The sequence below is a fragment of the Paenibacillus sp. VMFN-D1 genome (genome assembly GCF_003386155.1).
Lineage (GTDB): Bacteria > Bacillota > Bacilli > Paenibacillales > Paenibacillaceae > Paenibacillus_AQ > Paenibacillus_AQ favisporus.
Genome location: NZ_QRDU01000010.1, coordinates 1 through 13,466, shown reverse-complemented (window position 1 = coordinate 13,466; position 13,466 = coordinate 1). Strand labels below are relative to the sequence as shown.

The 13,466-nt window shown below is 52.6% G+C and carries 12 protein-coding genes and 2 rRNA genes; 1 reads left to right on the top strand and 13 read right to left on the bottom strand.

The annotated features are described in order from the left end of the window. Nucleotides 1–21: 21 nt before the first annotated feature. Genes ispF through C7820_RS32215 form a run of 3 tightly spaced genes read right to left on the bottom strand, consistent with a single transcriptional unit; the run spans nt 22 to nt 2,348 of the window. Nucleotides 22–510, bottom strand: a complete 489-nt coding sequence (gene ispF / locus C7820_RS32225) for a 2-C-methyl-D-erythritol 2,4-cyclodiphosphate synthase (protein WP_105441910.1) — start codon at nt 508–510, stop codon at nt 22–24. After that, a complete protein-coding gene (ispD, locus tag C7820_RS32220) occupies nt 507–1,217 on the bottom strand; it encodes a 2-C-methyl-D-erythritol 4-phosphate cytidylyltransferase (RefSeq protein ID WP_374954596.1) in 711 nt (236 codons plus the stop codon). The genes ispF and ispD overlap by 4 nt, the downstream gene beginning before the upstream one ends. A 54-nt stretch (nt 1,218–1,271) precedes the next feature. Further along, complete coding sequence (locus C7820_RS32215) at nt 1,272–2,348, bottom strand: PIN/TRAM domain-containing protein (protein WP_116234483.1); 1,077 nt, start codon at nt 2,346–2,348, stop codon at nt 1,272–1,274. A 227-nt stretch (nt 2,349–2,575) separates the two neighbouring features. Between C7820_RS32215 and C7820_RS32210 the strand changes: the two genes are divergently transcribed. Next, nucleotides 2,576–2,971 (top strand): nucleoside triphosphate pyrophosphohydrolase family protein, encoded by a 396-nt coding sequence (locus tag C7820_RS32210; protein WP_076176710.1) that lies wholly within the window; start codon nt 2,576–2,578, stop codon nt 2,969–2,971. A 106-nt stretch (nt 2,972–3,077) separates the two neighbouring features. On the opposite strand, the gene pssA is transcribed toward C7820_RS32210, so the two are convergent. The 10 genes from pssA to C7820_RS32160 all read right to left on the bottom strand — a co-directional run. Next, the gene (pssA, locus tag C7820_RS32205) at nt 3,078–3,809 is read right to left on the bottom strand and encodes a CDP-diacylglycerol--serine O-phosphatidyltransferase (protein ID WP_076176709.1); all 732 of its coding nucleotides are present in this window, start codon (nt 3,807–3,809) and stop codon (nt 3,078–3,080) included. A gap of 54 nt (nt 3,810–3,863) precedes the next feature. Further along, nucleotides 3,864–4,940, bottom strand: coding sequence for a DNA integrity scanning diadenylate cyclase DisA (gene disA, locus C7820_RS32200; RefSeq protein WP_076176708.1), 1,077 nt, complete (start codon nt 4,938–4,940; stop codon nt 3,864–3,866). A gap of 13 nt (nt 4,941–4,953) precedes the next feature. After that, the gene (gene radA, locus C7820_RS32195) at nt 4,954–6,321 is read right to left on the bottom strand and encodes a DNA repair protein RadA (RefSeq protein ID WP_089549786.1); all 1,368 of its coding nucleotides are present in this window, start codon (nt 6,319–6,321) and stop codon (nt 4,954–4,956) included. 227 nt (nt 6,322–6,548) lie between these two features. Beyond that, nucleotides 6,549–8,999, bottom strand: coding sequence for an ATP-dependent protease ATP-binding subunit ClpC (gene clpC / locus C7820_RS32190; RefSeq protein ID WP_076176706.1), 2,451 nt, complete (start codon nt 8,997–8,999; stop codon nt 6,549–6,551). 77 nt (nt 9,000–9,076) lie between these two features. Further along, on the bottom strand, nt 9,077–10,135 hold the full coding sequence (gene mcsB, locus C7820_RS32185) for a protein-arginine kinase McsB (RefSeq protein ID WP_116234482.1): 1,059 nt from the start codon (nt 10,133–10,135) through the stop codon (nt 9,077–9,079). Between the two features lie 28 nt (nt 10,136–10,163). Next, the gene (gene mcsA / locus C7820_RS32180; protein ID WP_076176704.1) at nt 10,164–10,688 is read right to left on the bottom strand and encodes a protein-arginine kinase activator protein McsA; all 525 of its coding nucleotides are present in this window, start codon (nt 10,686–10,688) and stop codon (nt 10,164–10,166) included. A 29-nt stretch (nt 10,689–10,717) separates the two neighbouring features. Continuing rightward, nucleotides 10,718–11,179: a CtsR family transcriptional regulator gene (locus C7820_RS32175; protein ID WP_076176703.1), complete on the bottom strand. Its 462-nt coding sequence runs from the start codon at nt 11,177–11,179 to the stop codon at nt 10,718–10,720. 404 nt (nt 11,180–11,583) lie between these two features. Next, nucleotides 11,584–12,771: a GNAT family N-acetyltransferase gene (locus tag C7820_RS32170; protein WP_116234481.1), complete on the bottom strand. Its 1,188-nt coding sequence runs from the start codon at nt 12,769–12,771 to the stop codon at nt 11,584–11,586. Nucleotides 12,772–13,155: 384 nt separating this feature from the next. Next, nucleotides 13,156–13,272: ribosomal RNA gene (rrf, locus tag C7820_RS32165) — 5S ribosomal RNA — on the bottom strand. Between the two features lie 97 nt (nt 13,273–13,369). Then, a 23S ribosomal RNA gene (locus C7820_RS32160) occupies nt 13,370–13,466 on the bottom strand; the annotation flags it as partial.

The following is a 13,466-nucleotide window of genomic DNA, read 5'->3' as shown; positions in this document are numbered from 1 at the left end:
CCCTATTCCAGCTTAAATCCTTCAAGATGATAGCACATCTTGGATCAAGCATACAACCGATTGGGCTGCAATGCCTTCTCCCCGACCGGTGAATCCGAGCTGCTCCGTCGTAGTTGCCTTCACATTGACCTGCGTCACGTCGGCATCCAGCGCCTTGGCGATGACTTCAGCCATCTGCGGAATATAAGGAGCCATTTTCGGACGCTGGGCGATAATGGTCGAATCGATGTTGCCCAGGCGATACCCCCGCTCCTTGGCGAGGCCCCACACATGCAGCAGCAGCTTCAAACTGTCCGCGTCCTTGAATTCCGGATCCGTATCGGGAAAATGCTTGCCGATGTCCCCCAGCGCAAGCGCACCCAAAATCGCATCCGCAACGGCATGCAGCAGCACGTCCGCGTCGGAATGTCCCAGCAGCCCCTTCTCGTACGGAATCGTGACTCCGCCAATGATGCACGGCCTGCCCTCCACCAGCTGGTGAACGTCAAACCCTTGTCCTACACGTATCATCCCTTTTTCTCTCCCTTGCGTTTCTGCATAAATGCGGCGTACTCCAAATCTTCCGGCGTCGTAATTTTGATATTCGTATAGCTGCCTTCCACAACCGCCACGGGAATGCCCAGCCGCTCCACGAGCATGGAGTCGTCGGTGCCGGCGAAGCCGTCCGCTGCGGCGCGTTCATGAGCCCTTTTCAAATCGGAAAGACGAAAAGCCTGTGGGGTGTGAATGGCCCACAGACTCCGGCGATCAGGGGTCGCCAGAATCGTCCCCGAATCGTTCACCTGCTTGATGGTATCCTTCACCGGCACCGCCAGCACGGCCGCTCCTTCCTGGAGCGCCTTCCGGTAGCATGCCTCAATGTGTTCAGGTTCCACGAACGGGCGAACCCCGTCATGAACCATTACCCATTCTGTGCCAATTTCCATCAAGCCGTTGTATACGGATTGTTGTCTTTCGCTTCCGCCGGCGATGACCTTGGTCACTTTACCAAGTCCGTAATCCTGGATCCACTGCTCGCAGCGCGGAATATCGTCCGCACCGGTGACCAGGACCACTTCTTTCACCAGCGGCATTTGTTCAAAAATGTCAAGCGTATGCATAATGATGGGCTTGTCTTCAAGCATAAGGTACTGCTTGCTTTCCTGTGTCCCCATCCGGGAGCCGCGGCCCGCGGATACCACAATGACGCCCACCTGATTCTCTGTGCCCAAGTCGATGCAAAGCCTCCTCAACAACTGACCGAAAAAGAGTATACCCCCATCATACCGCGTTTACTGGGCTTTTTCCAACAGTTTCGGTTTGGCGAAGATCATCCGCCCCGCGGAGGTCTGCAGCACGCTCGTTACCAGCACTTCCATCATATTGCCTATATAGTCGCGTCCGCCTTCAACCACAATCATGGTTCCGTCGTCGAGATAAGCCACTCCCTGGCCATGCTCTTTGCCGTCCTTGATCACCTGCACCATAATTTCTTCCCCCGGCAGGACGACCGGCTTCACGGCGTTGGCCAAATCGTTAATGTTCAGTACGGATACGCCTTGCAGCTCACATACTTTGTTCAGGTTAAAATCGTTGGTCACCACTTTGCCCTGCAGCACCTTGGCGAGCTTCACCAGCTTGCTGTCCACTTCGGAAATTTCTTCGAAATCCCCTTCATAGATCAGCACCCTGACGTCCAGTTCCTTCTGGATCTTGTTCAAAATATCGAGTCCTCTGCGTCCGCGGTTCCGCTTCAAGAGGTCCGAGGAATCCGCGATATGCTGAAGCTCTTCCAGTACGAATTCGGGAATGACGATCGTTCCTTCGATAAAACCGGTTTTGCAGATGTCCGCGATCCGGCCATCGATGATGACGCTCGTATCGAGAATTTTATGCTCCTCAATCCGGCGTTCCTCCGGCAGCTCGCCCCGGCTCCATTTGCCGGAAGTCCACAGGGAAGCGAGCTCCTCTTTCTTTTCCAAGCCGATCCGGAGTCCCATATAACCGCACACAAACGTCACGCCGACAGCCAGCAAATCCCCGGCATGTCCAATCCAGGCAAGGCTGGGGTAGATTAATAGAGCCAGCAGCAGTCCTCCGATCAGACCCGACGCTCCGGCCGCCAGTTCATTCATCGGCGTGTTCGAGAACGAAGCGATAAACGAATGCAGACGATACGATACAGCTTGAGCACACAGGGAACCAATCAACATAAATAAAATTGCGCCAACCACAGCGAACGTCAGGCTGCCCCACAGCGAATCATCAATTCCAATTCCAGGGAACGACCAGCCTGCTGCATGATGCAGCGAGTACCCGATCCATGCCCCGCATAATCCGGCAAATGCCGTGATCGATTTCCTCAGCATCAGTTCCCTCACCTCCTTAAATCCATATTTTTAATAGTTGCAGATTTCATTAGCAGTATGGTCCATTTTGCAGCAACCTAATCCTGTATATTCCAATTTTTATTGGACGGCTGAACCTTTCTTTTGTACCATCCTACAGAAGTCTCGTTTTTGGTTGAAAATGGGGAATTGACTGGAATATAATAAGTTCAATTCAAAAAACTAGAGGTTAGAGGTGAATAGGTTACATGGGCACACCAAGTTTACAAGACTTTCAAGATCAGGTTTCCGAACTGTTGCTCCGTCACCGCAGTCTGCTGGATGTATTGTCAAAGAATGGACAAAGCAGTGCCTCCGTTAACCGGTCCGTCGCCAAGGCGATTACGGATTGCGGCTGTATTGAACTTCATGCCACCAAACAAACCTTTGCTCCGGGACTGAACCTCGAGGAAGCCAAGGAAACGGTACGGACCCATGTCCAAGGGGAGCTGTGCGAGAACTGCCGTGAGGTGATCAGCACCGAGCTGGGGCGGAACCTGTTCTATATGTCGGCGCTGTGCAATCTGCTCGATATCAATATGGATGAAGTGGTTCGGAAGGAATCGCAAAAATGCTCTACCCTCGGTCTGTTTAACATGTCATAGACGACAAGATTTTTTTATACATCAAAAAAAGCATTTATCTCGCTGCTCCTGGCAGGAAATAAATGCTTTTTATTTTTGCATCCCGTTCTATTAAACAGGACGTCGTTTATGAGGAGTGGTCGTTGAACACTTTATCGGACTGCTCGCGATGGCGCCGGCGTCTCCGTGACAACCTTCTCACGTTCTCCTTCACACCGTAAGCGGCATACAGCACCAGCGGCAGGAAAATCAGCTTGGAGAGCTGATCCGGGAATGTGACGGCGACCGCAACTCCGGCAAGGATGACGAACGGAGCGTACATCATCGCTTTCTTCGGAAAACCGATTTTTTTGAAATTCGGATACCGGACCGTGCTGACCATCAGGTATGACAGCAGCAGCATGGCGATGATCATATAGGGGGCGGAAATATCATCACGGAACAAAGATAATGTAGCAAGCACACCGCCCGCTGCCGGTATAGGCAGACCTATAAAGTATCCCGGGCTGCCTGATTGGACGTTGAAGCGGGCAAGCCGAAGCGCCCCGCACATGGGAAATACGGCGGTTACCGTCCAGATCAGCGCGTGATGCATATCGTGGAAACAAGAAATGTACATGATAAGAGCGGGTGCAACACCAAAGGAAATTACATCCGAGAGGGAGTCCAGTTCCTTGCCCAACTCACTCTGTGCATTGAGCGCCCGGGCCACCCGGCCGTCCAATCCGTCGAGAAGCATTGCAATGATAATCATGATGGCCGCCAAGCTCAGCTTGTTGTCAAGGGCCAGCATAATCCCTACCATTCCGAGAAACAAGTTACCCAAGGTACACATGTTCGGAATTGATTTCGTAAACATTTTCTCACCTCAAATATCGTAGTACCCCCATGTCATCCATTGATTGTATGGCATTTAAATTTGTCTGTCAATGAATACTTGTTCCTGCAAGCGTTTCAGTCCCTCTTTAATATTGCGGGCTCTGACTTCGCCAATTCCATCCACCTCATCCAATTCTTCGATCGTAGCCATCATGATATGCGGCAGCCGTTCAAAGCGTTCCACCAGGTTGTGAATGATGACGTTCGGCAGACGTGGAATTTTATTGAGGATCCGGTAACCACGGGGTGCTACAGACTCTTCTGAGGTTGCGGCCGACAACGGATATCCCAGCAGGCGTACGACATAGTGGATATCGAGCAGCTCGTCGTCGGTCGCCCGTTTCAGTCCGGCGATCATCTCGCGGATCTTCTCATCGTTGTCGTCACGGGCATAGTCTTTGTACAGGAGCCAGGCTTCTTCCTCCATGTTGCTCACGAGCTCTTCCATCTGCATGCTGATCAGGCGCCCTTCGTTCCCCAGCTCGTTGATGTATCGCTTGATTTCCATCTTGATGCGCAGAACCATCTCCACGCGCTGAATGACGTTGACCACTTCGGGAACGGTGACCAGCTCTTCGAATTCGGAAGCCGACAGGTTCGTCAGCGACTGGTTCAGCACCGCCCGGTACTTCTCCAGCGTCTGAAGCGCCTGGTTGGCTTTGGTCAGAATGACGCCGATCTCTTTCAACGCGTAGCGGAGCGTCCCTTGGTACAAGGTAATAATGTTCCGGCGCTGTGAAATCGACACGACCAGCTTGCCGGTCTGTTTGGCGACCCGCTCGGCCGTCCGGTGCCGAATCCCCGTTTCGATCGAAGATATGGACGAGTCCGGAATCAGCTGGGTGTTGGCATACAGAATCCGCTTCAGGTCTTCACTCAAAATGATGGCCCCGTCCATCTTGGCCAGCTCATATAAGTAGTTGGGCGAGAAATCGCAGTTGATGGAGAAGCCTCCGTCCACAACCTCCATCACTTCGGGACTGTAGCCGACTACCAGCAGTCCCCCGGTTTTGGCGCGCAGCACGTTTTCCAGGCCGTCGCGAAACGGCGTGCCGGGTGCCACGAGCTTCAATAAATCGTTCATTTTCTCCAATTGGCTCGGTTCTTTCATCTTCATTTGCCCCCTAATCTAACGCGACCGCTAGTGCATCTGCAACGGTACTCACTCCGATGATTTCAATACCTTTGGGGTGCCTCCATCCTTTCAAACTTTTCTCCGGTAAAATAATCCGCTTGAACCCCAGCTTCTCCGCTTCCCGGACGCGCTGTTCCACACGGGAGACGCCCCGGACTTCGCCGGTCAGGCCGACTTCGCCGAACATGACGTCATACGGCTTTGTCGGAATATCCCGAAAGCTGGAGGCGATGCTGACGGCGATGGCCAGATCGACCGCCGGTTCGTCCAGCTTGACGCCCCCCGCCACGTTGAGATACGCATCCTGATTCTGCAGGAACATGCCCATCCGCTTCTCCAGCACCGCAATGATCAGTCCCATCCGGTGATGGTCGATCCCGGTGCACATGCGCCGGGGTGACGGAAAATGCGTGGAAGAGATCAAGGCCTGAAGCTCGACCAGGACGGGTCTGGTGCCCTCCATGCTGGCCACGACCGTGGATCCCGCCACGCCCAGCGGACGCTCGGACAGAAACAGCTCCGACGGGTTCCCTACTTCGACCAGCCCGACCTCGTTCATCTCGAAAATGCCAATCTCATTTGTCGATCCAAAGCGGTTCTTAACGGCTCTTAACAGCCGGTAGGTATGATGACGCTCGCCTTCAAAATAAAGCACACAGTCCACCATATGCTCCAGCAGCCTCGGTCCGGCGATGGCCCCTTCCTTTGTAACATGCCCCACAAGGACGGTGGCGATGCCGAGCCCCTTGGCTACCCGCATAAACCGGGCCGTACATTCCCGGACCTGCGCCACGCTTCCCGGCGCGCTGGTCACCTCGGGAATGTAGACCGTCTGGATGGAGTCGATCACCAGAAACTGAGGCTTTACACTCTCGATCGCCTCTTCGATCAGATCCATATTGGTCTCGCACAGAACATACAGTTCCGGCGAGAGGGCACCGAGGCGATCCGCCCGGAGCTTGGTCTGACGGACCGATTCCTCACCGGACACGTACAGCACGCGCAGGCCGGACTGCGTCAGAGCGTGCGACGTTTGCAGGAGCAGGGTCGATTTGCCGATGCCGGGGTCGCCCCCGACGAGAATGAGCGATCCGGGAACGATCCCGCCGCCCAGAACGCGGTTGAGTTCGCCGATCCCGGTCAGCACCCTAGCTTCCTGGCTGCTCTCTATATTTATGATCGAAAGCGGCTTTTCTTTACTATGAAAAAGCGGGGAATTCATCCCCTGCGTCTTGATGATGCTTTCCGTTTCTTCTACCATTGAGTTCCAGGCCTGGCAGCCCGGACACTTTCCGTACCACTTGGCAGCTTCATAGCCGCACTCGGTACAGTAAAATTTCGTTTTCGATTTGGCCATGCTCTCTCCTTTGCTGCCGCCAATTTGTCTAATTATGTCGTTACCTCAGAATTTTGGCATTATTTTAAGTTTACCATTTATTAAGATTTATCGTAAAGTCTATCCAAAAACTTTACATTGATTTATCACAGCGAAACAAACAGAAAAGGGACCGACCCGCCGGGTCCATAAAAACCGGCGGGGCAATCCCTTGTTGTTTCAGGCTTCGTATGAAGTCACCGGCTCATTTACGACTGTGTATTGGCCGATACATTTTCGTTTTTGCTGACCGTCAGCGCGCCGTTCTCTTCATCGATGATCAGCGAGTCGCCCTTGGACACATGGCCCGTGAGCAATTCTTCCGACAGACGGTCCTCGATATGCTTCTGGATCGCCCGGCGAAGCGGACGGGCACCGAATGCCGGGTCGTAGCCTTCTTTGGCGAGGAATGCCTTGGCTTTATCCGTCAGGGTAAAGTCGACATTGAATTCGCGCAGGCGTTTACGCAGTTCTTCGGTCATCGTCGTCACGATTTCGGCGATGTGCTTCTCTTCGAGCGAGTGGAAGACGATGATTTCGTCGATCCGGTTCAGGAACTCCGGACGGAAGCTCTTCTTCAGCTCTCCCATCACTTTATCCTTCATGTTGTTGTAATCGGCCCCGGCGTCAGCGGCTGCCGTGAAGCCCATCGTGGAGTTCCGCTTGATCGCTTCCGCACCGACGTTGGAGGTCAGAATGATCAGCGTGTTGCGGAAGTCCACCACGCGGCCCTTGGAGTCGGTCAGACGGCCGTCCTCAAGCACTTGAAGCAGAATGTTGAACACTTCAGGGTGCGCCTTCTCGATTTCGTCCAGCAGAACGACGGAGTACGGCTTGCGGCGTACTTTTTCGGTCAGCTGGCCGCCTTCGTCATAGCCGACGTATCCTGGAGGCGCTCCGACCAGTCTGGACGTGGAGTGTTTCTCCATGTACTCGGACATGTCGATGCGGACTACCGCATTTTCGTCGCCGAACATCGCTTCGGCCAGAGCACGGGCCAGCTCGGTTTTACCGACACCCGTAGGTCCAAGGAAGATGAACGATCCAATCGGACGCTTCGGATCCTTCAGACCGGCACGGGAACGTCTTACCGCGCGGCTGACCGCCTTGACGGCTTCTTCCTGGCCGATAACGCGCTCGTGCAGGATGGTCTCCATATTCAGCAGGCGTTCCGTTTCTTCTTCCTTCAGCTTGCTGACCGGAATACCGGTCCAGCTGGCTACAACCTGGGCGATATCCTCAGGCGTCACTTCGGAGTCCGTACGGCCCTGTTTTTCTTTCCATTGGTTCTTTGTAACGTCCAGCTCTTCGCGGATCTTCTGTTCCGTATCGCGAAGGGCGGCCGCTTTCTCGAATTCCTGGCTTTGCACGGCCGAATCTTTTTCCTTGCGGATATCTTCAAGCCGGCTTTCCAGTTCTTTCAGATTCGGCGGAATAGTGTACGTGTGAAGCCTTACCTTGGAGCCCGCCTCGTCGATCAGGTCGATCGCTTTATCCGGCAGGAACCGGTCGGAAATGTAGCGGTCCGACAGCTTCACGGCTTCCACGATCGCCTCATCCGTAATTTTCACACGGTGATGCGCTTCGTAGCGGTCGCGCAGGCCGAACAGAATTTGAATCGCTTCTTCCGGAGACGGCTGATCCACCGTGATCGGTTGGAAACGGCGCTCCAGAGCGGCGTCTTTCTCGATATATTTGCGGTACTCATCCAGCGTGGTGGCACCGATGCACTGCAGCTCGCCGCGGGCAAGCGACGGCTTCAGAATGTTGGATGCGTCGATAGCGCCTTCCGCGCCGCCGGCACCGATCAGCGTATGCAGCTCGTCGATAAAGAGGATGATGTTGCCAGCTTGGCGGATCTCATCCATAATTTTCTTCAAGCGGTCCTCGAATTCGCCGCGGTATTTCGTACCGGCTACAACCGATCCCATGTCAAGCGTCATGACGCGTTTGTCACGCAGCGTTTCCGGGATTTCGTTGTTGATGATTTTTTGCGCCAGGCCTTCGGCGATGGCGGTTTTACCAACCCCCGGCTCACCGATCAGCACCGGATTGTTTTTGGTCCGGCGGCTGAGGACCTGGATAACTCTTTCGATTTCGTTGCTGCGGCCGATGACCGGATCCAGGTTGCCTTCCTTGGCAATGGCAGTCAAGTCACGGGCCAGGCTGTCGAGCGTCGGCGTGCTGACGTTGGATTGGTTGCCGTGATGGCTGGATACAGCCTCGCTGCTGCCCAGCAGCTGCAGCACTTGCTGGCGTGCCTTGTTCAGGCTGATGCCGAGATTATTCAACACACGGGCGGCCACGCCTTCGCCTTCGCGAATGAGGCCGAGCAGGATGTGCTCTGTACCCACATACGTATGACCCAGTTTGCGCGCTTCGTCCATGGACAGCTCAATTACCTTTTTGGCGCGGGGGGTATAAGCGATATTCGTCGGCTGTTCCTGCCCCCGTCCGATGAGCGTCTCCACTTCATCCTGGATTTTTTCAAGGCCAAGTCCGAGTCCGATTAAAGCTTTAGCGGCTATGCCGTCCCCTTCCCGGATCAGTCCGAGCAAAATATGCTCCGTACCAATGTTGTTATGCCCTAAACGAACCGCTTCCTCTTGTGCCAATGCGAGCACCTTCTGCGCACGTTCCGTAAATCTTCCGAACATCATATCTCCTGCACCTCCATGAGTTTTATCATCGCTTCTCCACTTGCGTTCTTCATCGTAAAGCTGTATATCATAAAGGCTCAGCGCTTTCCGAGGGTTTCCCGGATGAGCTTCGCCCGGTAAATATCGCGTTCTTCGGTGTTCATCTCGTGACCGTAGGTTTTCTGCAGGAAGCCCGGCTGGGTCATCACATTCAGTTCATTCATCACCGAAATAGACGGTCCCTCAAGAATCCCGAGGTCAACTCCAAGGCGCACGTCGGAGAGACGCTGCCCTGCCTCTTTCGAATCCATGACTTCCGCGTAGGATAAAATCCCATAGGACCGTTTGATGCGGTCGGTAATGCGGAGTCTGGAATCGTTCATAAGCCGCGTGCGTGCATTTTTCTCATGCTCGATAATCTGCAGCACGACGCTGTGGAGGTTGTCGATGATTTCATTCTCGGTCTGTCCCAAGGTAATCTGATTCGAAATTTGGAACAGGTTACCTATTGCTTCGCTGCCTTCCCCGTAAATTCCTCTAACGGTGAGCCCAACTTGTGAAACGGCGGATAGAATCCGGTTGATCTGCTGGGTCATCACCAGCGCCGGGAGGTGCATCATGACCGAAGCCCGCAGGCCTGTGCCCACATTGGTTGGACAGCTGGTCAAGTACCCATGCTTATCGTCAAAGGCGTAATCGATGTATTCCTCAAATTTATCGTCAATGCTCGAGGCCTTCTCCCAGGCTTGGCGGATTTGAAAACCGGGGTATAGACATTGAATGCGAAGATGGTCCTCTTCGTTAATCATAATGCTGACCGATTCGTCCTCACTGAGGATGACCGCGCCGTTCTGGGATTCATTCGCCAAATTAGGGCTGATTAAATGCTTCTCTACCAGCACCCTTTTGTCCAGCGGATCGATGTGGTCGAGCTCCACGGTATAAAAAGTTCCAAAAGACTGAAGGTGATCACTGGGAATACCCGTCAGACGTTTGAGCACTTCCTCCGACTGCTGGCGGGTGGCCAATAGCGGAAAAGGAAGATGCTGCAGGTTGCGCGCAACCCGAACCCGGCTGCTGATGACGATTTCGGAAGCATCGGCCTGGCCGCGCATCCAATCGCTCAGCGCTTTCTCGGTAAACCGGAGATTTGGCATCACGCATTCCTCCTCCTTCGAGTGAACTTTACTGTTCCGACAATTCTTTCTCAAGCTTACGGATCTGGTCGCGCAGCTTCGCAGCCTCTTCGAACTCCTCTTCGTGAATACGCTGCTGAAGCTCGAGCTTCAAGCCGTCGATTTTCCGTTTGGCTTGAATTTTGCTGCCGCCTCTCTTAGGCAGCTTGCCGACATGTACGGTACTGCCGTGAACTCTTTTGAGCAGAGGGTCCAGGCGGTTGCCGAAGTACTTATAACAGGAGCTGCAGCCGAACCGGCCGATCTTGCTGAACTGCGAGTACGTCATCCCGCACTCTTCGCATCTCAGCGATTGAGCAGCCTTGGCGCTGCTTGCCGCCCCTTTGCCGGCCATGTCAATGTCCATGAGACCAGACAGCAGGCTGTGTATAGAAAATCCGCCAGAGGTTCCGGGGATCATTTCCCCTTTCTCCCGGGCACAGGATTCGCAAAAATGAAACTCCGTCTTCTCACCATTCACAATCTTGGTAAAATGGAGAGTCGCCGGTCTCTTCCCACATTCTTGGCAAAGCATACCGATGTACCTCCTTTTTCTCCGTAAGCCTATTTGCCTAACAAAGAAATCAGCATCGCCTTCATCAGCCGAGCACGTATCTCATCCCGGTAAGGAAGCTTGATCATCAGGCACTCTCTGGATATTGCGGCACGCATAATGCTCGCTTCGCGTTTGCTCAGGATGCGTGCCTCCTCCAACTGGTAGATCAGCCCCTCGGCCACGTTCTGATCGATGCGTTCCCCAATCGTTTGGTGGAGATGCGTATGAAGCGCCGAGTATTGCGGGAGTTCAATCCGTTGAATCCGGATATACCCTCCGCCACCGCGCTTGCTTTCCACAAGATAACCTTTTTCCAGCGTGAAACGTGTACTGATCACATAGTTGATCTGGGATGGAACGCATGAGAACTGATCAGCCAGATCGTTGCGCTGAATTTCAATCATTCCTTCGGGACTATCATGCAGAATACCCTTCAGATATTGTTCAATAATATCAGAGATATTACGCATTGTTCATCCTCCATTACGTTAAAACGTCAAGACCTTCATGGTCATTCGTTAGTCCGTTCGCATACCCAAACCATCTCCTTTAAACTTAACCAATGGTCGTGGGCTCGAATCTGGATCTTAACCCGGTGAATATGTTATAACTGATCTAAACCTTGCGCATTCACTATTGTGAGTTCAACCGTAAACAAACATACATTTGAATTTACGTTGACTTTGACTTTCTTTGATCTAAATTATAACATATTCTCACGTTTTGCCAAGAGGGTGTATCTTCATTTTTGACGTTCTCCTTCTTTTTATACCGCACCGATACGAAATCACCCCCTGCAACGTATGCAGAGGGCTATTATTCTGATCGGATCCCTGCTCAATAGAATTGTATAGCAAGGTATTTTATTCCATAATTAAAAGAAGTCCATAAACAAGGTCTGTCGGGCGGGGATCCGCGCTTCCAGGATGCTCACTGCCTTCGCACTGCCTGCAATTCGTCCGGATTGGTATAGTTCAGCCGGCCGTTTGAACCCCGTCAGGAGGACGGTCAGTGCCTGGATGTCGCAGCTAAGGACCTCTTCCTGCTGTTCTTGAGATGAATCCAGGGGAGAGACCGATGCGGTTCCGTCCGATGAGAACGACCAGCTCCAAACGCCTTCATTCCAAGGTGCATACATATCCGTCAGCTGAATCGTTAGACGCTCGGATCCCCCCTCGCCGGAGGCTGTAAAAGGATACGTTTCGACGAGTTTCTTCATATTTACGACACGGGCCATCCCATATGGGATAATTTCCTGGTTAATCCGTGGATCGGCCAAATGATATGTAAGACTGTCATCCATCGGCATGAAATTGACGATCACCTGTGTCACCATGGAATCGTGATTGGCGATATAAGTCCATAGCGCACGACGTGCCTCATCCGTGACATAAACGAGTTCATCGATGGTAAACTCCTTGTTTTCCACCTTATAAAGAACATATCCTTCCGGCGCACCTGATGCCGAATAATATACCGCGGTATGCCCATCCTCGTCCAGTACCGAACGAGTCCACCATTCCCTGGTCCGAACCATTAATCCATTATAACGTTTGGAAAATGCAGCATAGACCGTATCCAGAACATCCACGTCTTTGATATCCCGCCGAATCGCACCTTCAGTGAGGACCTTTGCCGGCAATTTATCGGTCGAAATGACATATTTCTTGTACTCGCTGAACATTTCCCAGCCGTATTTCCGGTAAAACGGGTAGGAAAAAGGATGCAGCATGGAAAAGACCTGCCCGTTCTCATTCATCTGCTGCAGCGCGTGCGTCAACAGATGCTTAATATAACCCTGCCGGCGGTTCTCCGGCCATGTGGAAACGCTCGCAATCCCGCCCATAGGAAAACTCTCACCTTGAACCGATACCGTAAACGGGATTAACACCAGCTTAGCCGCCAGTTGCTCCTCTTCGTCAAAAATGCCCCACACCTGCTCAGGTTTAAATCGTTCTTTGGCCAGCTGCTTCCGCTCGGGAGTCATCTTGTATTGAAAAGCATATTCGCTTAGCCGAGTGCTCTGCTCAAATTCATCTTCCCGTAAATTCCGGATTTCCATGCTTCCACCTCGCCTATTAAGGATGTGCCTGCGAATTCAGTCAGAGTATCATCGTCCTGACAATCATTGAATTCAAAGACGAGTATGGCAAAACCTGTGTGCAAAGTCAATCCATCCGGCAATCTATCCTGTGTACCTGGGGACAACTAATATAAAGAAGAGGATCTTGTCGTGGTTATTCACGATCATCTGTGGGTTATGGGGATCATTTTGTGTATTTGTGGATGGTTTTTTGGCGAAACGGGGAGTCGAAAACGTTATCTGTGCATAATTAAAATGAAGAAATGTTAAAAACATTGGAGCCTGTGGATGAAAAAAGCCCCTTATCAACAGGAGCGGGGGGAACAAAAAAACCACTGTCGATGTTATCAACAGTGGTTCTTCGCTTGGCAACGTCCTACTCTCCCAGGACCCTTCGGTCCAAGTACCATCGGCGCTGGAGGGCTTAACGGTCGTGTTCGGGATGGGTACGCGTGGAACCCCTCCGCTATCGCCACCAAACGTTCAAGTGTTTGATCACTTGAAAACTAGATACGAAACGAATCTGCGAATTAATTAAGCATATGCTTCCGTAGCAAGCTTTCTTTCAGAAAGCTTTTAGGATAAGCCCTCGACCGATTAGTATTGGTCAGCTCCATGCATTGCTGCACTTCCACCTCCAACCTATCTACCTCGTCGTCTACAAGGGGTCTTAC

Coding starts and splice junctions, on each gene's coding strand:
- ispF (WP_105441910.1), bottom strand. CDS start 510: ATGATACGTGTAGGACAAGGGTTTGACGTTCACCAGCTGGTGGAGGGC.
- C7820_RS32215 (WP_116234483.1), bottom strand. CDS start 2,348: ATGCTGAGGAAATCGATCACGGCATTTGCCGGATTATGCGGGGCATGG.
- C7820_RS32210 (WP_076176710.1), top strand. CDS start 2,576: ATGGGCACACCAAGTTTACAAGACTTTCAAGATCAGGTTTCCGAACTG.
- pssA (WP_076176709.1), bottom strand. CDS start 3,809: ATGTTTACGAAATCAATTCCGAACATGTGTACCTTGGGTAACTTGTTT.
- disA (WP_076176708.1), bottom strand. CDS start 4,940: ATGAAAGAACCGAGCCAATTGGAGAAAATGAACGATTTATTGAAGCTC.
- radA (WP_089549786.1), bottom strand. CDS start 6,321: ATGGCCAAATCGAAAACGAAATTTTACTGTACCGAGTGCGGCTATGAA.
- clpC (WP_076176706.1), bottom strand. CDS start 8,999: ATGATGTTCGGAAGATTTACGGAACGTGCGCAGAAGGTGCTCGCATTG.
- mcsB (WP_116234482.1), bottom strand. CDS start 10,135: ATGCCAAATCTCCGGTTTACCGAGAAAGCGCTGAGCGATTGGATGCGC.
- mcsA (WP_076176704.1), bottom strand. CDS start 10,688: ATGCTTTGCCAAGAATGTGGGAAGAGACCGGCGACTCTCCATTTTACC.
- C7820_RS32175 (WP_076176703.1), bottom strand. CDS start 11,179: ATGCGTAATATCTCTGATATTATTGAACAATATCTGAAGGGTATTCTG.
- C7820_RS32170 (WP_116234481.1), bottom strand. CDS start 12,771: ATGGAAATCCGGAATTTACGGGAAGATGAATTTGAGCAGAGCACTCGG.